The sequence below is a fragment of the Microbacterium sp. LWH3-1.2 genome (assembly GCF_040675855.1).
Taxonomy (GTDB): Bacteria; Actinomycetota; Actinomycetes; order Actinomycetales; family Microbacteriaceae; genus Microbacterium.
Window position 1 is genome coordinate 2,955,721 of the sequence record NZ_JBEGIK010000001.1, and the last position, 18,908, is coordinate 2,974,628.

17 protein-coding genes are annotated in these 18,908 nt (G+C 66.0%); 5 read left to right on the forward strand and 12 right to left on the reverse strand.

What is annotated here, in order from left to right; translation table 11 throughout:
- Nucleotides 1-38: 38 nt before the first annotated feature.
- The 10 genes from MRBLWH3_RS13780 to MRBLWH3_RS13825 form a co-directional block, all read right to left on the reverse strand.
- A complete protein-coding gene (locus MRBLWH3_RS13780; protein ID WP_363432942.1) occupies nt 39-1,694 on the reverse strand; it encodes a CocE/NonD family hydrolase in 1,656 nt (551 codons plus the stop codon).
- Nucleotides 1,695-1,732: 38 nt separating this feature from the next.
- Complete coding sequence (locus MRBLWH3_RS13785) at nt 1,733-3,151, reverse strand: amidase (protein WP_363432945.1); 1,419 nt, start codon at nt 3,149-3,151, stop codon at nt 1,733-1,735.
- A gap of 49 nt (nt 3,152-3,200) precedes the next feature.
- Entirely contained in the window at nt 3,201-4,841 is a 1,641-nt protein-coding gene (locus MRBLWH3_RS13790; protein ID WP_363432948.1) for an ABC transporter substrate-binding protein, read from the reverse strand.
- Between the two features lie 148 nt (nt 4,842-4,989).
- Complete coding sequence (locus MRBLWH3_RS13795; protein WP_363432951.1) at nt 4,990-5,820, reverse strand: ABC transporter ATP-binding protein; 831 nt, start codon at nt 5,818-5,820, stop codon at nt 4,990-4,992.
- Nucleotides 5,817-6,821, reverse strand: coding sequence for an ABC transporter ATP-binding protein (locus MRBLWH3_RS13800; RefSeq protein ID WP_363432953.1), 1,005 nt, complete (start codon nt 6,819-6,821; stop codon nt 5,817-5,819). The genes MRBLWH3_RS13795 and MRBLWH3_RS13800 overlap by 4 nt, the downstream gene beginning before the upstream one ends.
- Nucleotides 6,818-7,693 (reverse strand): ABC transporter permease, encoded by an 876-nt coding sequence (locus MRBLWH3_RS13805; protein WP_363432955.1) that lies wholly within the window; start codon nt 7,691-7,693, stop codon nt 6,818-6,820. Before MRBLWH3_RS13805 ends, MRBLWH3_RS13800 begins: the two co-directional genes overlap by 4 nt.
- Nucleotides 7,690-8,634, reverse strand: coding sequence for an ABC transporter permease (locus MRBLWH3_RS13810; protein WP_363432957.1), 945 nt, complete (start codon nt 8,632-8,634; stop codon nt 7,690-7,692). Before MRBLWH3_RS13810 ends, MRBLWH3_RS13805 begins: the two co-directional genes overlap by 4 nt.
- 109 nt (nt 8,635-8,743) lie before the next feature.
- Complete coding sequence (locus MRBLWH3_RS13815) at nt 8,744-10,474, reverse strand: CocE/NonD family hydrolase (RefSeq protein WP_363432959.1); 1,731 nt, start codon at nt 10,472-10,474, stop codon at nt 8,744-8,746.
- Nucleotides 10,434-11,744, reverse strand: coding sequence for an NtaA/DmoA family FMN-dependent monooxygenase (locus MRBLWH3_RS13820; protein ID WP_363432961.1), 1,311 nt, complete (start codon nt 11,742-11,744; stop codon nt 10,434-10,436). Before MRBLWH3_RS13820 ends, MRBLWH3_RS13815 begins: the two co-directional genes overlap by 41 nt.
- A gap of 44 nt (nt 11,745-11,788) precedes the next feature.
- Nucleotides 11,789-12,337 carry a nuclear transport factor 2 family protein gene (locus MRBLWH3_RS13825; RefSeq protein WP_363432964.1) on the reverse strand — a complete coding sequence of 183 codons (549 nt, stop codon included), beginning with the start codon at nt 12,335-12,337 and terminating at the stop codon, nt 11,789-11,791.
- Between the two features lie 297 nt (nt 12,338-12,634).
- On the opposite strand from MRBLWH3_RS13825, the gene MRBLWH3_RS13830 reads away from it, so the two are divergent.
- The 4 genes from MRBLWH3_RS13830 (at nt 12,635) to MRBLWH3_RS13845 (ending at nt 16,223) form a co-directional block, all read left to right on the forward strand.
- Nucleotides 12,635-13,786 (forward strand): flavin reductase, encoded by a 1,152-nt coding sequence (locus tag MRBLWH3_RS13830; protein ID WP_363432967.1) that lies wholly within the window; start codon nt 12,635-12,637, stop codon nt 13,784-13,786.
- Between the two features lie 369 nt (nt 13,787-14,155).
- Entirely contained in the window at nt 14,156-14,515 is a 360-nt protein-coding gene (locus MRBLWH3_RS13835; protein ID WP_363432969.1) for a MarR family winged helix-turn-helix transcriptional regulator, read from the forward strand.
- Between the two features lie 669 nt (nt 14,516-15,184).
- Nucleotides 15,185-15,478 carry a thioredoxin family protein gene (locus tag MRBLWH3_RS13840; protein WP_363432971.1) on the forward strand — a complete coding sequence of 98 codons (294 nt, stop codon included), beginning with the start codon at nt 15,185-15,187 and terminating at the stop codon, nt 15,476-15,478.
- 7 nt (nt 15,479-15,485) lie between these two features.
- Complete coding sequence (locus MRBLWH3_RS13845) at nt 15,486-16,223, forward strand: cytochrome c biogenesis CcdA family protein (RefSeq protein ID WP_363432974.1); 738 nt, start codon at nt 15,486-15,488, stop codon at nt 16,221-16,223.
- Between the two features lie 34 nt (nt 16,224-16,257).
- Here the strand turns inward: MRBLWH3_RS13845 and MRBLWH3_RS13850 are convergent, their stop codons facing one another.
- A complete protein-coding gene (locus tag MRBLWH3_RS13850; RefSeq protein ID WP_363432976.1) occupies nt 16,258-17,400 on the reverse strand; it encodes a sensor histidine kinase in 1,143 nt (380 codons plus the stop codon).
- Complete coding sequence (locus MRBLWH3_RS13855) at nt 17,397-18,125, reverse strand: response regulator transcription factor (RefSeq protein WP_363432978.1); 729 nt, start codon at nt 18,123-18,125, stop codon at nt 17,397-17,399. The genes MRBLWH3_RS13850 and MRBLWH3_RS13855 overlap by 4 nt, the downstream gene beginning before the upstream one ends.
- Before the next feature lie 120 nt (nt 18,126-18,245).
- Here MRBLWH3_RS13855 and MRBLWH3_RS13860 point away from each other — a divergent pair, with 120 nt between their 5' ends.
- Nucleotides 18,246-18,908 (forward strand): glycosyltransferase family 2 protein, encoded by a 663-nt coding sequence (locus MRBLWH3_RS13860; RefSeq protein ID WP_363432981.1) that lies wholly within the window; start codon nt 18,246-18,248, stop codon nt 18,906-18,908.

Consider the following 18,908-nt stretch of genomic DNA (forward strand, 5'->3'; position numbering starts at 1 on the left):
CGGTGCGCGCGGTTTCGCGGGCGAGCAGCCTTCGTCGATCAGGAGGTCGGGTGCGGCAGCTGCATGTACACAAGTCGCGATGGACGGTCGGGTGAGGTGAGGAGCTGCTGTCTGCTCACCGAAGAGGTCTGCGTCAGCCACCGGTTGCCGTCGACACCTGGATCGTGGAGAAAGGTCGGGCTTTCACTGCTCGCGACGTGCATGCGGAGGCGGTGACCTGGTTGCAGACGATAGGCGATGTGTCCGAGCTCCATCGAGGTCGTCACGGCCGACTCGTTGACGCGGGAGACGGTGATCTGGTCACTCAGGAGGCGACGTGCGGTTCCATCGGGTTCCACGTCGAAGAGTTTGACGAAGACATCCATTGACGGCCGGGACGAGGCGACCGTGAGCTCCAACTCGACGGGGCCCACGATGTCGACGGCATGCTCGGCGACGGGGCCGTCGAAAGCCAGCACATCCTGTCGACGTCCCGTGTCTGATTCGTCGGGCCACGTCTCGAGGATGGCCAGAGAGTCGCCGATGTCGGGGACGGGCTTGCGCGGGTCATGGTTCCAGCGCCCGACGGACGCCTGTGTGGGTGGGTGTGGGGTGAGCAGCCCGACATCTTCCCGAGACTGTTCAAGGCCGTCGAGGAAGAGCTCCGCCTGGACTGCCTCGCGCGGTGGCCACTGATCGCCGTCGAAATCGCCGACGTGGCCGAGGGTCCATCGCACCCGAGGGAGGGTATCCGGTGACGCAGTGCCGGCTAGGTAGACGTCGAAGAAATCGAGGGCTGGACCGAGGTAGCGGGGCAGCAATCGCGCCAATGCCTCGTCGTCGGTCCCGTGATCGTTGCCATCGCGGGCCGGCGCGTCCGAGAGCTGGTAGTTCTCATGGTCGGTGGCGTCCGCGCTCAGGTGCTGCAGAGGCGCCCATGCCGGGTGAGCCGTGAGCTTCAGATAGGTTTCCATCCCCGCCTTCGCGACCGGGTCGAACCATCCCAAGACGTGCAGTGTTGGTACTGCACGATGCTGAACGGGATGACCATCGGGGAATGGGAACCGGGACACTGCGCGAGGGAACACGGAGTCGAACGCGGATGACCGCTTGCCGATCCGGGTGAAGAACTCCTCGAACGCGGCCATTGGCGGGTCCGAGAGCTCCATGGGCGGCATGTGCTCGTCGTTGTCGAGCCAGTACCCGGCCAGGTACCTGGCCCAGGCAGCGGACGGTGGCCGGCCGATGCCGTCGTCCCGAGCAGGGTTGGGCCCGCTTGCACCGGTGCCCGTCTGCTGCGCCTCGGCATCCTGGTCTTCGTCAGTCGGAATCCTCAGCGAAGACATCCTTGGAACGATGGCGCGCAGCGCTTCATGACCGCTGGCGAGGGCAGCCCACTGGGTGTAGGCGTAATAGGAGTCGCCGAACATGCCGACCGCCCCGTTGGACCACCCAGAGCGGACGATCCACTCCAGCGTGTCGTAACCGTCCGGCACCTCGTGAACGATGTGGTCGGTAGACCCTTCGGATTCTCCCTTGCCTCTGACGTCCTGGACCACGAACGCGTAGCCGCGGTCGTTGAACCACGGCGCGCACTGCGGCATGAAGGTGTAGCGGTCGCGCTTGCCGTACGGCAGTCTTACCAGGACCGTCGGGCCTCGGTCCCAGCCATCGGGCAGGTACACGTCCGTTGCCAGCCTGACGCCGTCGCGCATGCGAACAGTCGTGGAGATGGGTTCACCGACGGGCAGCATCACTGCGCCTCCGCGACAGGATTCCGGGGCGTGAAGATACCCACGCGCGACTCGACTGCGGCGGCCGCGGCCAGCGCACGGTCCTCCTGGAATCGCCATCCAGCGATCTGCACGGCCTGCGGCATGCCGCTGGCGCCCACGCCGACGGGGAGGGTAGCGGTGGCGAGCCCCAACAGGCTTCCGGCCAAGTTGAGGGTGTACCGGTCGCGCAGTGCGACGACCGCCGCCTCCACGTCGCCGGTGCGATCGTAGGAGACGTCCCACGCAATCCCCGTATCGACAGGTCCAAGGATGAGCGGAGCAGACGACATCAGCTGCGACCACTCGGCGGCGATCCACGCGCGCTCCGCGATAGCGAGCACGTAGCCGCGCGTGTCGAGCACGTTACTGGTGCTGATGCTGGACTTCACCCACCGCTGCGCGTCCTCGCCGAACAGCTCGAGGAAGTCAGAAGTGAGCAGCGCGCTGAGTTCCGTCGCCACGATGTCTCGCCACAGCTCCGCCGCACGCTGAAGTGATGGCACCTCGCCTTCACGCACCGTGTACCCGGCGTCGCGAAGCGCGTCCGCAGCCACCTCCAGACCCTGGAGAACCTCCGGATCGGGTTCCGAGCCGGCGGTGTCGCGCAACAACACGACTTCGCAGGGATCCACGGGGCCCCGGGGTGCGTCTTCCCAGAACGGGTCCCGGGCATCCTCTTGACGGAGCACGTCGAACGCCAGCTGGACGTCGCGCACGGAGCGCGCGATCGGTCCGTCGGTGTAGAAGAACATCACGCCCATCCCGCGGTCCTCTGGCGACTCGGGGGCGTACGGGATTCGACCGGGCGTCGGACGCAACCCCACCACGCCGTTGTACGCGGCCGGAAGCCGTATCGAGCCGCCGAAGTCATTGCCCAGTCCGATGGGCGTCATGCCGGTCGCAACGGCCGCGGCGTCGCCCCCGCTGGACCCACCCGGGGTTCTGGTGGGGTCCCACGGATTGCGCGTGGGACCGTACAGCGGATTGTCCGTGTTCCACCGCATTCCGAGATCGGGCATGTTGGTGCGCCCGTGGAAGATCGCGCCCGCCCGCCGCAGAAGGCCGACCGGCGGGGAGTCTTCATCCGCCAGGTTGTCGGCGAATGCCGCGTTGCTTTCGTCAGTCACCTGGCCACGAACACCGAGATTCGTTTTCACCGTGACGGGAACGCCGTGCAACGGGCCAACGTGCTCTCCGGCGGCCAAGGCCGCGTCGGCGTCTTCCGCTGCCTCGAGGGCGTCGTCTTCCAACTCCCGCACAACGGCGTTGGTGATGGGGTTGACTGCTCTGATGCGGTCCAGGTGTGATTGCACGACTTCACGTGCGGTGACGCGGCCTTCACGGATCGCTGCGGCTTGATCGGTTGCGTCCAGGCGCCAAAGTTCGTCTATCGACATCGGGATTTCCTTCTGGCCACCAATGTGGCTCGGATGCTGGCGAGGGTGGTCAGGAGGTCGCCCCGAGCAGGGCAGCCCAGGGATAGCTCACGTAGGCCTGGGTTGCGGGGACGCCCGTCAGACCGTCACGCAGGTACAGACGCTCGTACTGGGTGGCCACCGGCACGGTGAGGAATGCGTCCTGCCAGATGTCCTGCCCAGCGATGTAGCTCTGCGCGGACTGCTCGGGGTCGGTTGCCGTCAGCGCATCGTGAAGCTTCGCGGTAGCGTCGGGGTCGTCGTAACCGATGAAGTTGACGAGACCGTCAGGATTGACGAACGTGCCGGTGTAGCTCAGGAAGATGGGCGTCTCGTAGTAGCCCGAGGTCGCGAGGAGGTCGACATCCTTACGGGCGTCCGGGTTGAAGAAGAGATCGAAGATCTGCGTGTCCTGCAACTGCTCGATCGTCATGTCCAGGCCGATCTCGGTTCCCGCTGCCTGCATCAGGGTCGCAGCGGCCAGTGCAGTCTGGTCTCCAGCGGTGATGGCGATGGTGAGCGAGGTGTCTGAGAGGTCCGCTTCCTCGATCAGCTTGGTCGCGGCGTCGATGTCGGGTGCGGCGTTCCCAGGCAGCTTGTCGTAGGCAGACAAGAGCGCGGCGCTGGCGGGGTTGCCGGCGAACGCGAACGGGGGGACGAATCCCTTCATCGGCGCGCCCGCTCCGCCGAGCACACGGTCAACGAAGCTTGACTTGTCCATCGCGAGGTTGAGTGCCTGACGGACACGGACGTCGCTGGCGGGGCCGCTGGAGTCCACGGGTCCGAAGAGGAAGTACTGCGTGCTGTTTCCGAAGTACAACGTGCCCTCCCCTTTGGAGAGCGCGTTGATGCCTGCCGGAGGCACCGCGTATGCGCCGTCCAGGTCACCGCTGAGGAGGGCGCTGGTCAGCGTGTTGTTGTTCACGATCGCATCGAAGTGGATGGTGCTGGTGTGCGGCGTGAGATCGGTGTTCCAGTAGTCGTCGTTGGCGACGATCTCGATTCCCTGTCCGGACGTCCACTGCCCGAGCTCGTATGGCCCCGTGCACTGGAGTCCGCCTGCGGGGGTGCCGTAGTCCGCTCCCGCAGCTTCGACCGCACTCCTCTGACTGACTGCGCCACTGAGCCCGGCCAGGATGGCGAGGATGTCTGCGTTCGGTTCGCTCAGGGTGACCGTGACATCAAGTGGGCCGGTTGCTTCGATCGACTGAACGGGGGCGTACTGGTAGCCGTTCACGGCGCCGGAGGCGGGATCGAGGTTCCTGTTGAGGCTGAAGGCGACGTCATCCGCGGTGAGCGCCTGGCCGTTCCAGAAGTGAACGTCCGGTCGGATGTGGAAGACGTAGACCTCCGGGGACGGCTGGTCGTATGACTCGGCGAGCCCGAGATCGACAGAGAAGTCGGGCTGGACTTGCATGAGTCCTTCGCAGAGGTTGCTCACAACCGTGTTCTGCCCGATGGTGCCCACCAAGATCGGGTCGAGCGTGGTGGGTTCGTTGCCGGAAAGCCCCCAGGTGACCGAGTCCACGTCGCCGGTGGCCTCGGGGGTGAGCACGGTCAGATCGGTGGGTGTGGAAGTGGGTGAGGGCTGGGGCGATGCTGCGCAGCCCGTGAGAGCGACTGCGAGGATGGCGATCGGCACCGCAGCGGCGCCGTGTTGGCGAATGTTCATGAAACTCTCCTGATGGGGCGTCGGCTAACCGCCAGGCGGATAGCGAAGGGGGAATGCTGGGCTTCTTTGCTGCCTCCGTGCGGCGCTGCACGGAAGTCGACCTATCGGGTTCGCGGGACCTTAGGTCGACGCGAGTATCGGGATCGCGTCACACCCCCTCTCGGGACGCCGCGATGACATGCCTGCGAGGAATCCAACCGGGACGTGGAACGGAATCGATGAGCCGCTTGGTGTAGGGATGCTGCGGATCGCGGAGCACCTCATGAACAGGGCCCCGCTCGACGATGGAGCCTTGAAGCATGACCACGACGTCGTCACACACTTCCTCGACGACGGCGAGGTCATGACTGATGAACAGAAGGGCGATGCCCTGTTCCGTGCGGATCCGCGCCAACAGATTGAGGATCTGCGCCTGAATCGAGACGTCGAGTGCTGCGACGGCCTCGTCGAGCACGAGCACCTGCGGCTGCGCGGCAAGGGATTTGGCGATCGCGACCCGTTGGCGCTCACCCCCGGACATCCCGCGAGGTGTCACGGCCAGGTGTCGTTCATCCAGTCCCACATCGCGGACAAGCGACCTCACGCGCGCGTGAAGTTCCTTCGTGCCGAGGCTGAAGTGCAGCTTCACGCACTCTGCAAGGGCGGCCTCTACGGTTTGCCTGGGATCCAGAGAACTGTACGGGTCTTGGAACACCATCTGGATCTGCCGTGCCCTACGTCGCCGCCCGGGGCCTTCGCCGTCCGGGACCCCGGCCAGGTCGATCGTTCCGGCTGTCGGTCGTTCAAGACCCATCACCATGCGCGCGCACGTGGACTTTCCAGACCCGGACTCGCCAACAATCGCCAACGATCCGCCGGCGGCGAGCTCGAACGACACATCGTCGACCGCGACGAACGTCTCCTTGCCGACGCGGGTAGATGACAGGACGCGAAACTCCTTGCGCAGGTGCCTCGCAGTGAGCACGGTCGTCTCGTTCATTCCTCCTCCTTGGATCGTCGCTGGTCTGGCGCGGCTTCCTGGATCGGAAGGACGGGATGATGGCACGCTGCGACGGAGACGCCTTGGCTCCGCAGCGCAGGACGTTCGACACGGCAGACCTCCGTCGCGCGGGGGCATCGTGGATGGAACGGGCAGCCTGACGGAGCTTGGAATGCCGCGACCGGCTGGCCGGGGATGGGTTGAGAGCGCGCTGCCGTGGAGCCGATGCCGGGTCTCGCTGCCAGGAGGGCTTTGGTGTAGGGGTGCGTGGCGGAGCTGTGAAGGCCTCGGGCAGGCAGGGTCTCCACTATCGACCCTGCGTACATGACGGCGATACGATCGCAGCCGGCTGCTGCCAGGTCGAGATCGTGGGTCACGAAGATCATCGCCAAGCCTCGACGTTGACGCTGTTCGTTGAGGATCGCCATGACCTCCTCCTGCGTCGTGACATCCAGTGCAGTCGTCGGTTCATCTGCCAGGAGTAGACGGGGCTCGGACACGAGAGCTTGGGAGATCATGACGCGCTGAAGCAGTCCCCCCGACAGTTCGTGCGGATACTGATTCATTCGGCGGGCAGCGTCGCTCACACCCACTGACTCCAGCGTGGCGACCGCACGATCGTACGCGGCGCGACGGCTAAGCCCCCTGGCCGCGATCAGGGACTCGCATACGAAGTCCCCGATCCGGGCCAACGGGTTGATGGAGGCCTGTGGATTCTGGAACACCGAAGCGACATCGCGGGAGAGGAACGCCCGAAGCTCGCGACCGCGGAGACCGAGCACGTCGACTCCGTCGAAACGGATCATCCCCGTAACGGTCGCGGTCGAGGGCAAGAGCCCGAGTATCGCCTTGAGCGTCATCGACTTCCCGGACCCGGACTCACCGACAAGGCTGAGGGATTCACCGTGCTCCACAGCCAGGGACACGTCGCGCACGATCACCCGGCCTTCTCCCCCGACCGTGACGGAGATGCCGATCGAGTCGATTTCGAGGAGGGTCATGCGAACTCGTCAATCTGGAAGCGGCGCGCAATCCTGTCGCCGAGTGCGTTGAAGGCGACGACAGTGCCGATCACGGCGAGCGCAGCGTAGAGCGATTGCTGCGGGTACCCCGCGGTAATGGAGGCCTGCCCGTCTGCGGCCATGGCTCCCCACTCTGGGATCGGAGGCTGCACGCCAAGACCGAGGAAGGAGATCGCCGCCAGGTCGAGCATCGCGTAGCCGTAGAGGATCGCCGCCTGGACCACGATCAGAGGAGCAATGTTGGGGAGCAGGTGCGCGATCCAGATGCGCAGTGTGGGCGCACCCTGGGTTTCCAACGCCGCCACGTATGCCAGACTCCGCTCGCGGCGGATCACCGGCCGGATCACCCGAGCGACGCTGGGGGTGTAACTGACGGCGAGGGCCAGCACCGGCGGGAAGTACCCAGCGCCGAAGATCGCGACGACCGCGATGGCGAGAACCAAGCCGGGGAACGAGAGCATGACGTCGACGCAGCGCCCGACTGCAACGTCCAGCGCTCCTCCGTACCAGGCGGCGATCAGCGCCAGTGCAACGCCGGCGACAACCCCGATGACGACCACGATCGCGGGTGCCGAAAGCGTAAGGCGCGCGCCGTAGAGCAGCCGAGAGTAGATGTCTCGACCGAACTCGTCGGTTCCTAGGGGGTGAGCCCATGACGAGCCGGCATAGGCATCCAGTGGGTCCAGCGCCAAGGGGTCGTACGGCGCCAACCACGGCGCGAGAACCGCTGCGAGCACGATCAACGCACACGCCAGACCCGCCCCGCCGAAGAACCATCCGCCGGCGGACATGCGGGACTTGATCCCGGGGCGAAGGGCGATGCGCTGAGTGCTGAGGCTGGGGCTTGTCACGAGGCTGAACCCTCCGTCCGCGGGTCGATGCCCGCCACGATGACGTCGACGATGGTGTTGACGACCACGAACACCGTGACCACGATCATGGAGACGCCGAGTACGACGGGGATGTCCTGTTGCGTCGCGGCGGTGACGAGCAGGGAACCGATTCCGCTGACGCCGAACGCCTGCTCAGCGACGGCCGTCCCAGCGACAAGGCCGGCCACTGTGAGCCCGACAAGAGTGATCACGGGGGGCGCCGCGTTCCTCAGCACGTGTCGCCTGACCACCAGCGAGCGAGGGATGCCGCGGCTACGGGCGACTGCGACATGCTCCGAATGCAGCTCGGACCGTATGGCCGATTGAGTCACCCTGGCCACGTAAGCGATGTACATCAGCGACAGCGAGATGGCGGGCAGTGTGAGATGCCAGAGTCTGTCGAAGAACCCGGTTCCTGTGCCGTAGATGGGGAACCAATCGAGCTGTGTCGAGAAGAGCCAGATGAGCAGCACCGCTACCGCGAAGGCCGGCGCTCCCATCGCGATGGTCGTCCCCGTGTTGATCCATGTCGCAGTCCACTTTCCACGAAGCGCTGCGATGATCCCGAGTCCTACACCGAAGACGGAGATGAGGACGGATGCGTATCCGACCAGCATCACGGTCGTCAGTCCTCGATCAAGGATGAGCGATACCACGTCGGTCCGGAAGGCGGTCGAACGCCCGAGATCTCCCTGCAGCGCCCCGACCAGCCACAGCCAGTACTGGACGAGGAACGGCTGATCGAGGTGGTACTCGGCTCGGATGAGCGCCAAAGTCTCGGGGTCAGGGTTCGGCCCTGCCAGCAGTTCCGCCGCATCACCCGGAGCGACATGCACTGCGGCGAAGATCGCAAACGACGAGATGAGGAGGGTTACACCAAGCGCGACCAGACCCTTGATGAGAACGCGAATCTGCTTCATGTGCGCCTCCGGGAGCCGTCACGTGCGGGTAGAGACAACATCTTCATCGCGACGCTCCTTTCTCGTGTACCGACGTCGAGATCTTGGTGAGTGACCGGGTCACCGGGGCTCACGGGGATCGTGGAAGGCGAAGGACGCTCTCGAACGAGCCGCCGGACAACACAGTCCAGGTCCCGTCGTTCCGCAGCGACTCGTGGAGGATCTGCAGCGGCGGCACACCGGACTCAGTGACTCGTTTCTGGAAGTCGCGACCTTGAATGGTCAGTCTCAGCGTCTCCCCGGCATGGAAGACGGTTCCACTCGCCCAGATCTCGATGTCCAGCCTGACCGGGTCACCCGGCACGAGCGGTTCCTCATTCGTGTGCGGGTGGTGCGGCACCAGAGGGGTGGACTGATCGTCCGTTTCTCGATGGCTGGCGCGCAGCCACCCGAGTGCGACCGGTCCGTCGCTGAAGATCGAGCCCGTCGGGAACGCCACCTCGGCGCCTGCGGGATCGAACTTGCGCAGGATGACGAAGACGTCTGCGTCCGTAGAATGATCGGCAGCGAGCCAGAGCGTAAGGGAGGCGGGGCCGACGATGTCGGTCTCACGGTCGAACGTGTACTCGAGGCTGATGCTGTCGTTCGTGGCGTCGAAGCTCTCGCTGCTCTGTGGCGCGACGGCGCTCGGTTCCAGAGCCATCGCGGACAGGTCGAGATAGAGCGGGAACACGTCGGTCGAGAACTTCGCGTCGTCGAAGTTCTTCCAGATCGAGTCGTCGCTTCGCCCGTTGTCCCGGATCTCCGCCGACACACGCGGCCAGTGCTCGAGCCCGACCTCCATACCCTTGAGGTAGGTGTCGAAGAACTGGCGTTGCCGTTCGACGCTGTCGGGGTGGTAGAAGTACATCCACTTCTTCTGGCCGTGTACCTCGAGCCATTTGTCGGTCGAACCGATCTGATCGAAAGCGTTCAAGGTTCCCCGAGTGTGCAGACCGTGATCACCCCACGATGCGACCATGTAGGTGGGGATGGTGATCTGGTCGATTGCGCCGTACTTCTCGGCGTAGTACCAGTCGTCAAAGGGGTGCGCCCACATGTTGGCAGCCGGATCCTCAGTGCGCCCGCGACTGTAAGAGACGTTGGTCGAGACCCGCGGCCTGAAACCGGTTTCGGGAATTCCGCCGTGTGTTGCGAACTCTCGGTACCAGTCCGAGAAGCACTCCCAAGGGCTGATCGCCTTCAGTGAGGGCGGCGCGGCGGAAGCTGCCTGGTACTGACTGCCCGCAAGGTAGGAGACGCCCAGCATCCCCACGTTTCCGCTCGACCACGGCCGCGCGGCCAGCCATTCGATCGTGTCGTAAAGGTCCTCACGTTCCTGAGGACCGTTGTGCGAGAAGTCGCCCTCGGAGTTCCAGAGACCCCGAGGGTCGGCGACGACGACGGCGTAGCCGTGCGAGGTCCAATAGATCGGGTCGGGCGCCTCGAACGCCGTCAGATCGGAGATCCACGCCGGGTCCACCCCGGACCCGGGATACATCTGGTTGGTGAGCCAGTGTTTGCCGTAGGGACCCCAGGCGAGCAGTATCGGGGCGGCGCCGCTCGACTGATGAGGCCGGTAGACATCGACGTAGATTCGCACGCCGTCGCGCATGGGCACGGCGGTGTCGTACTCGACGACCATCCCGCGCATCTCGATGGTCCTGCGGTCAACGGGCCCAGGGGCGGGCTTGCCGACGACTTGGGTGGGATCCACGCCGAGGCGCATGATCTTGAACTGCAGTTGCGTGCCAGTCATGGTGCGAATGTCTTCCGGGTTTTCAGAAGAGGACGGTCGGACGCGGGATGCCGAGCTGGTCACGGAGCGTGCTCCCTTCATACTCAGTGCGGAAGAGGCCCCGGCTCTGCAGCTCGGGCACGAGCTTCGTGCAGATCCGTTCGAATCCTTCAGGGTTGTAGGGCGCGTTGAGATTGAATCCATCGCACGCGGGTGCCTCGAACCACGCTTGCATCTGATCGGCGATGCTTGACGCGGTGCCGGCGATCCATTGGTGACCGGTGGAACGCGCTCGCTTCACGATGAGCTCGCGCAGGGTGAGACCCTGCTCCACGGACATCCGACGGTAGATCGCCTGCCGACTGGTCATCTGGGCGATCTGATCGAACCGCTCCCCCGGAACGGACTCGTGCAGGTCGATGTCGGAGAGGTCCACCCTCAGGTCTCCAGCGAGTTCGAGTCGGCCCTGCTCGATGTCGAGGAAGGACGCGAGCTCTGCAGCAATCTCGTCGGCTTCCTTCGCAGTGTCCGCGACAACCGGAACGATCCCTGGAATGACCTTCGGCGGCAGCGCCGATCGCCGCACCCCGTCCGCTTGAGCAACACCCGCCTGCCGGCGGACATCGGCGTAGAACTTGACGGCCTCGTCGAAGTCTGGCTGAGCCGTGTAGATCGCGTCTGCGACGCTGGTTCCCAGTTCGAGTCCGGGTCCCGAGGATCCCGCCTGGACAAGAACGGGGCGTCCCTGGGGCGAGCGCGGAAGGTTGATCGGCCCTTCGACGGAGAAGAACTCCCCCTTGTGATCGATCGGGCGGAGCTTCTTCGTGTCCAACCACTTTCCGGCGGCCCGGTCAGCGATGACCGCGTCGTCCGACCAGCTGTCCCACAGCTGCTCGACGACACGCACGAACTCTGTGGCTCGGCGATACCGGTCGATCGCCGCGGGGGCCTCGGCAATGCCGAAGTTGCGGAACCCATCGGAGGAAGTGACGATGTTCCATCCCGCTCTGCCTGCTGAAAGGTGATCCAGCGAGGAAAGCTGCCGGGCCACATTGTACGGCTCGGAGAGGGAGGTGGACAGGGTCCCGATCAAGCCGATGTTCGTGGTGCAGGCGGCGATCGCCGCGAGCGTCGTCATCGGTTCGTAGAACCCGTTCATCATGGTGTCGCCGCGCATTGTGGGGCCCGCGTGCACGATGTCGCCAAAGAAGACCGCGTCCAGCTTCGCGTGTTCCGCCATGCGTGCGATGTCCCGGACGAACGCGAGGCCGGGCACCTCGTCGGCGCGGCTGTCATCACGGCGCCAGCTATTGCGGTGGTAGCCGAGCGGCATCACAAAGGTCGTGAGGATCATCTTTCTCATTGTCAGGCTCCGTTCGAAGTGAGGCGTGGAACGGCTTAGATGGCCCCGGGACGGCCGGCGCCGCCCAACACACGACCCTCTTCGCCCGCCGCGACGAACTCCTCGTCGTGGTCCGGAGCGTGCACACGGAACCACAGCTTGGAGATCTTCCATTCACCGTCCACACGGCGGTACTCGGTCACATAGGTGCCTTCAGACCAAGGACCCCACACCCGCATGAGACCCCAGGTGGTGCGGAAGTCGGCCTGCAACCGGTGCCACGTCCACACTCCGGACGCGGAGTCGCCGTCATCTGAGACCGTGATGTCGGGAGACGACAGGATGTACCCGTCCCGTGCGAGCACGACGCCCTCCAGTTCCGCGCCGAACATCTCCCGAATCGCCTGACGGCCAATGTGCACGCCGTGGTGCCTGATGTCGCAGACAGCGTCCTCTGTGTAGGCCTCCGCCACCGCGTCCCAGTTCCTGGCGGCGAGGTCGCGCACGTAGTTCTGGTGGAGTCGCCCAATCGCAGTGGCGGACTCCAGACGGTCTATCCGCTTCGAGAGCTCCTCGAGCGACATACCCGCTTGCATCGTGTGCATCTCTTCCTATCTCTCGCGGCCAGCTCGGGTGAGCGGCGCATGAACGGCTTCGTTGAGCGAATCGAGCGAGGGCGATCGTCGTTCGCGAGGGTCAAACAGGACCCGACGGGCGATGGAGCCACGGTAGATGATTTTCTCTCTATAGTCCAGAGCTGAACTACTTTTCTCGACGAAACGTCGAAACTCTCGACCCACGGTGCCGGAATCTGATGCAGGTCTTCACTAAATGCTTGATTGTGGCTATCGTGCGAGGGGGCAACCCAGCTGGCTCAACCGCCTCGACCAAAGGAGCTACAGGTGAGCACCACGCCAACTCCGCCCGAGCAGTCGACCGCCCTCGGGGCCGACGACTTCAGGGCCGTCTTCGGCCACTTCGCTTCGGGAGTGACCGTGATCACGACCGAGCTTGAGGGGGAGCCGTTCGGAACGACAGCATCCGCCGTATCGTCACTCTCGTTGGATCCACCGATGATGCTGGTGTGCTTGAACCGATCGAGCTCGACGCACGACGCTCTGGTCAAGGCCAAGCACTACGCGATCAATATCCTGGCCGCTGAGCAGGCGGACGTCGCCGCGCGCTTCGGGCGGAAAGGCGCCGACAAGTTCGCCGGGACGCCGTACCGGATCAGCTCCAACGGGTTGCCCCTCATCGACGGCGCGCTCGCGACGATCGAGTGCGAGATATCCGACACCGCCACGGGCGGCACTCACACGATCTTCATCGGCAGGGCGCTGCGGGCCAGCGCGCGCGCGGGCGATCCATTGGCCTACTACCGAGGGCGGATGGACCGTCTGGAGCGGACCGTCGAGGCCGAGACCGATGCCGCCGTCCGCAGCTGGATCCTCCGCAGGCCAGTCCCGGCGGGAACCGCTATTGATGTTTCGCGGCTCGCGGCGGCGCTGGACACGGGGCCTTCCTTCGTCTACAACGCTCTCGTTCGGCTCGGTGCGCAGGGTCTGGTCGAGCGCAACCAGAGCGGCGCCTTCACTCCCACCTCGATCACCGCCGAGTTCGTGGACAATCTCTATGCCGCTCGGCAGGCCATCGAGATCGGAGTCATCGAGGGATACCTCGAACATGCGCCGGGTGACGCGCTTGAACACATCACTGAGCTGGGGGTCGCTCTTGCCGAGTTGCCCACGGACACATCGGCGGAGCTCGACGCCTTCCTCGAAGCCAACCTCGACTTCCATTGCGCGATCATCGGCCTGGCCGGCTCCCGCCAGCTCACGGCGCAGTTCCGTCAGCTCTCGATCGCACCGCTCTGGCGCGACACGTACGCCTCCGACATGTGGAAGAAGCAGATGGGGCATCCCCTGATCCAGCGTCTCACCGAAGCGCTCTCAGCACGCGATGCGCCGTCGTCCCGCAGCATCATCCAGTCGCAGGCTGAATTCATCCGGAACGCTGCGCGAGCAGTAATCGAACAGCGTGGTGGTGCCATGTAGAGCCTCCATCCACGCCGGGGCGTTTGCCTCCGGCGGTCCGATCCCTGAGGCCACCCTCTCCCCGCACGTGGAGAGGTGGCCTTGGCCCCGTACTAGCCTGAGCTTCTGATGCCGCGAGGTGCCGAAGCCCGCCACGGACTGTGGCTCTAGACCCGTCTCAGTGAGAGGTGCGAACCCTTGAATCAGGTACTCCGATCCGACACACCCGACGAAAGCTTCCTGACGTTTGTCGACATGGCGTCGGAGCGGTCGCGAACCGCTCTGGGGAGGGACGGGTCAGGGCTGGCGACGCCCATCAGTCTGCTCATTCGACGACTCAACCGTCGATTGGCCGCCGACAGTGAGAGCCTGCTACCTGATGGTCTCAGCATGGCCAATTTCCGCGTGTGCTTCACGCTCTGGGCAGCCGGCCCGCTCGAACCTCACCGCGTGGCGCACGCATCGTTGATGAGCCGTGCTGCCGTATCCGCGGCGCGGAAGATGTTGGAAGCGCAGGAACTGGTCACTGCGGAGACCTCAGCAGCCGATCAACGTTCCATCGTGCTCTCGCTGACTCCCAAGGGCGTCGCGCTGACAGAGGAGATTCACGCCAAGAATCTCGCAATAACGGAACGCTATTTGGCCGTACTGTCACGCTCGGAACAGCACATCCTCATGGGACTCCTGGGGAAGGTGGCCGACAGCAGCGGTTCGTCATCATCGTGGTCAGACCCGTCTTCAACGACTTGATCCGCTGCAGGGGTGCGCTCGTCGCCTCGTCGAACGGCTGATGCGCCTCGCATGGTCTCCGCGGGGTGACGCGCCACCAGCAGGGCGAGAAGCTCCGCCGCTGCGAGGAACCTCATTCCGCTCACGGCGCCCGCTACGGGGGTTCACGTGAAGACTCTCACTCGCCGGTACCCGGCCACCACACACCTCCACGACACCCACGGCGGTCGCCGGTTCTTCGGAGTACCCACAAGATCGGATCGGACACACCCGACGGGCAGTCAGCGGTCGAGTTGCCGTCTCGACCAGGGTGCAGCGGCCCGCATCCGCGGCGGGAGATGATCGCACATTCGTCCGGTGCGCGTGGACCTCTTGCACCGCTGTACTCCTTACGAATCGGAGACGAGCGCGCGGATGATGGACAGCGGCCCCTCGCGGCGGAATATCGTTCAGACGGGGTCACACTCCCCCGCCCCTCCCGGAGGTCGGATGAACATCGCGAAACGCACGGCTTCGGCAGCGCTACTGACCGTGGCATTGGCACTCGCAGGCTGCACAACTGCAGCGGACGCACGATCGGCAACAGCGTTGCCGCCTCCGACGACCGCTCCCGCCGACCCCTCCGCCGCACCGAGTCCCCCGCCGAGCAGCCCTCCCACGTCGGCGTCGACATCGGCCGTGGGGGCCTATGTGGACTTCAGTGATGGCGCGATCGAGGCAACGGCGGGACCTAAGGCTCTCTTCTTCCACGCCGCGTGGTGTCCGCAGTGCCGGACGCTCGACGAGGATCTGCGCGCGGAGGGCGCACCCGACGGACTCACCGTGTTCAAGGTCGACTACGACGCGCGCACCGATCTCCGCCAGAAGTACGGGGTGACGCTGCAGACCACGGTGGTTTTCGTTGATGACGCCGGTGAGCTCATCTCGAGTTCCGTGCTCTACGACGACCCGTCGGTGGCGTCGCTCGCAGCGGCCGTTCCGTGACGATGCCGTGACAGCGTCGCTGCTGCTGAGCTTCGCCGCCGGCATCCTCACCGTCGCGGCTCCGTGCGTGCTGCCGCTGCTGCCGGTGATCGTGGGAGGCGCGATGGTGCGAGACGGTGCCCGCGTCTCGCGCTCCCGGCCTTACATCATCGCGGCATCCCTCGCCGTCAGCGTCGTCGTGTTCACACTGCTGCTGAAGGCCACGACCGCTCTGCTCGGCATTCCCCCGCAGGTCTGGCAGGTGATCTCCGGCTCCATCGTGATTCTCCTCGGCGTCAACCTGCTCGTCCCGTCGCTGTGGGACCGGCTGTCGGCGCGCCTGCGTCTGCAGTCGACGAGCGACGCGATGCTGAGTCGATCGGCTTCGCACGGCGGCGTCGCCGGAGACGTGCTCACCGGTGCAGCCCTCGGCCCGGTGTTCTCGAGCTGCAGTCCGACCTACGCGTTGATCGTGGCGACGGTGCTCCCCGTGTCGTTCGTCGAGGGCGTGACGTACGTGTTCGCCTACGCACTCGGCCTCGCTGCGATGCTGCTGCTGATCGCCCTGCTCGGAAGGGGCCTCGTGCGGAGACTCGGCTGGCTCGCCGATCCGCGCGGATGGTTCCGCCGGATCGTGGGGATGCTCTTCGTCCTCGTCGGCCTCGCCGTGATCACCGGCTTCGACAAGCAGCTCCAGATATGGATCCTCGACGCGGGCCTCTACGGCCCCATCGAGCGCCTCGAACAGATCCTCGGCACCGGCTGATCGCCCGAGGCGATCCCCACTGGGCGCCCGAGAGTCACGCGACGGCGGCGCGAGGGAGCACGACGTCGAACCGGCACCCGCCCGGCACGTTCGTCGCCGAGATGTCGCCCGCGTGAGCCTTGACGATCCCGTGCGCGATCGCAAGACCCAGTCCTGAACCGCCGCCGGTGGCGACCGCGGGCGGCGTCCGCGAAGCGTCGGCGCGCCAGCCGGCGATGAACACCTTGGTCAAGTCGGTTGCCGCGATCCCCCCGCCCGCATCGACCACCGAGAGCGTCGCCGTCCCGTCGCCGCTCGCGCGCGTGGTGACCGAGATCTCACCTCCCGCCGGCGAGTGCTGAATCGCATTGATGAGCAGGTTCGCGATGACGCGGGAGAGCTCGCGCGCGTCTCCCAGGACGACGTGCTCGGGGCTCGGCGACTCGCGGATGGTGATGCGGTGGGCGCGCGCCAGCACACTCAGCTCGGCTACGGCGTCGCTGACGAGGTCGTAGAGCGACACCGGCTCGAGCGTCAGATCGAGACGCCCCGACTGGATCTTCGACAGCTCGAACAGCTCGTCCACCAGAGACGTGAGATGGGCGACCTGCAGCCGCATCTGCCGGTGGAATCGCTGCGGGTCGTCGGCCAGCCCGTCCTCCAGCGCCTCTGCCATGGCCCTCAGGCCCGCCAGCGGCGTGCGCAGGTCGTGCGAGATCCACGCCACCAGCTCGCGGCGCGACGCGTCGAGCGCCTGCACCTCCGCCCGCGCATCGTCCAGACGCCGACTGGCGAGCGCGAGCTCGCTCTGCAGCTGCGCCAGCTCCGAACGATCCGGGGATGCCGGCGGCTCGACCGGTGCGCCGTCGCCGATGTCACGGGCGAACCCGCGCACGCGTGCGACCTGACGGGTGAATGCGCGCCCGACGATGACGGCCGCGCCGAGTGAGACCAAGCCGGCGCTCGCGGAGACCCAGACGCCGACGAGGAGGTCGTGCGGTGACAGGTACATCGCTTGAGCGACTGCGACCATGCCTGCGGTCACCGACAGTGTCGCTGTCGCGACGACGACGAGCAGCTGCACCATCATGGGCGATCGCCGCGCGATGCGCAGGGCGATCAGGCCCAGCGCCCCGACGATCACCGCGCACAGCACCGCGATCCCGACGATCGCCGCGAGGTCGGGCAGAGGAATCATGACGTACCCTCGGGGTCGAGCCGGTACCCGACTCCCCACACGGTGTTGAGGATCCGCGGTTGGGAGACATCCCCTTCGATCTTCTCGCGCAGGCGCCGGACCGTGACCGTCACCGTCGAGAGGTCGCCGAACTCCCATCCCCACACCGCGCGCAGCAGCTCCTCGCGCGTGAAGGCGCGACGAGGATGCTTGAGCAGGAACGCGAACAGATCGAACTCCCGTGCCGACAGAGTCAGTTCGGCGCCGTCCTTGCGCGCGACGCGTGCCGACGCATCCAGGTGGAACGGTCCGAGGTCGAAGGGTGCCTCCGGCGTGAACTCGCGCAGGCTGCGGCGCAGCACCGCTTGCACCCGCAGCACCAGCTCGCGGGGCGAGAAGGGCTTCGTGAGGTAGTCGTCGGCGCCGGCCTCCAGTCCCGCGACTCGGTCCTCCGGGGCGCCGAGGGCGGTCAGCAGGATGACCGGCACGGCGCTGCCCTCCCGGATGCGCCGGCATACCTCGGCGCCGTCGATGCCGGGAAGCATCCGGTCGAGGACGACGAGATCGGGCCGACGGATCTCGATCGCATCGAGCGCCGCGAAGCCGTCGGATGCCACGTCGACGATGAAGCCGTCCGCCTGGAGGTACGTCTCGACGACCTCGCGGACAGTGGGATCGTCCTCGACGACGAGGACGCGCCGATCGGCGAGGTCTCCCCCGTGCGCGGGCATCCGTGCGGTGGACATGCCGTAAGAATAGGCCGCTTCGGCTGGGTGAGGACGGCGGGACGACGGAGGGACGGCCTTGTCCGCACTTCGTAATTCTCTGCGGCTCATGGCCCGCGGCCGCCGTCCTACCGTCGGAGCATGTCTGGTGCGATCGATGTCGTGCTCCCCTGCCTCGACGAGGCGGCGGCGCTCCCCCGCGTGCTGGCCGCGCTGCCGGCGGGCGCTCGAGCGATCGTCGTCGATAACGGCTCGACCGACTGCTCGGCATCCGTCGCCCGAGAGAACGGCGCGACGGTCGTGCACGAGCCGCGCCGCGGGTTCGGCGCAGCTGTCCACGCCGGCGTCTCGGCGGCGACGGCCGAGGTGGTCGCGATCTGCGACGCCGACGGCTCGTTCGACCTCGGCGAGCTCGAGCGCGTCACCGACCCCGTCCTGACTGGAGAGTTCGACCTGGTCCTCGGCAGGCGCGCAGCGGTGCCGTGGAGCAGCTGGCCGCCCCATGCCCGCCTCGCCAACGCATACCTCGCACGGCGGCTGCGCACCCGTGCGGGGATCTCCGTGCACGACCTCGGGCCGATGCGCGCCGCCCGACGGGAAGGCCTGCTGGCGCTGGGCCTGCGCGATCGGCGCAGCGGATATCCGCTCGAGATGGTGATGGCGGCCGCTCGAGAAGGGTGGCGGATCGGAGAGGTGGAGGTGACGTACCGCCCGCGGGTCGGTCGTTCGAAGGTGACGGGCACGGTGCGCGGAACGGCGATCGCGATCGCCGACATGAGCAGGCTGCTTCGGGAGCGGGTGTGA

Excerpts from the sequence above, each read along its gene's own strand:
- MRBLWH3_RS13820 (WP_363432961.1), bottom strand. The coding sequence starts at position 11,744 with ATGATCCTCACGACCTTTGTGATGCCGCTCGGCTACCACCGCAATAGC.
- MRBLWH3_RS13790 (WP_363432948.1), bottom strand. The coding sequence starts at position 4,841 with ATGAACATTCGCCAACACGGCGCCGCTGCGGTGCCGATCGCCATCCTC.
- MRBLWH3_RS13800 (WP_363432953.1), bottom strand. The coding sequence starts at position 6,821 with ATGACCCTCCTCGAAATCGACTCGATCGGCATCTCCGTCACGGTCGGG.
- MRBLWH3_RS13785 (WP_363432945.1), bottom strand. The coding sequence starts at position 3,151 with ATGTCGATAGACGAACTTTGGCGCCTGGACGCAACCGATCAAGCCGCA.
- MRBLWH3_RS13855 (WP_363432978.1), bottom strand. The coding sequence starts at position 18,125 with ATGTCCACCGCACGGATGCCCGCGCACGGGGGAGACCTCGCCGATCGG.
- MRBLWH3_RS13850 (WP_363432976.1), bottom strand. The coding sequence starts at position 17,400 with ATGATTCCTCTGCCCGACCTCGCGGCGATCGTCGGGATCGCGGTGCTG.
- MRBLWH3_RS13810 (WP_363432957.1), bottom strand. The coding sequence starts at position 8,634 with ATGAAGCAGATTCGCGTTCTCATCAAGGGTCTGGTCGCGCTTGGTGTA.
- MRBLWH3_RS13780 (WP_363432942.1), bottom strand. The coding sequence starts at position 1,694 with ATGCGCGACGGCGTCAGGCTGGCAACGGACGTGTACCTGCCCGATGGC.
- MRBLWH3_RS13835 (WP_363432969.1), top strand. The coding sequence starts at position 14,156 with ATGGCCAATTTCCGCGTGTGCTTCACGCTCTGGGCAGCCGGCCCGCTC.
- MRBLWH3_RS13825 (WP_363432964.1), bottom strand. The coding sequence starts at position 12,337 with ATGCACACGATGCAAGCGGGTATGTCGCTCGAGGAGCTCTCGAAGCGG.
- MRBLWH3_RS13860 (WP_363432981.1), top strand. The coding sequence starts at position 18,246 with ATGTCTGGTGCGATCGATGTCGTGCTCCCCTGCCTCGACGAGGCGGCG.
- MRBLWH3_RS13795 (WP_363432951.1), bottom strand. The coding sequence starts at position 5,820 with ATGAACGAGACGACCGTGCTCACTGCGAGGCACCTGCGCAAGGAGTTT.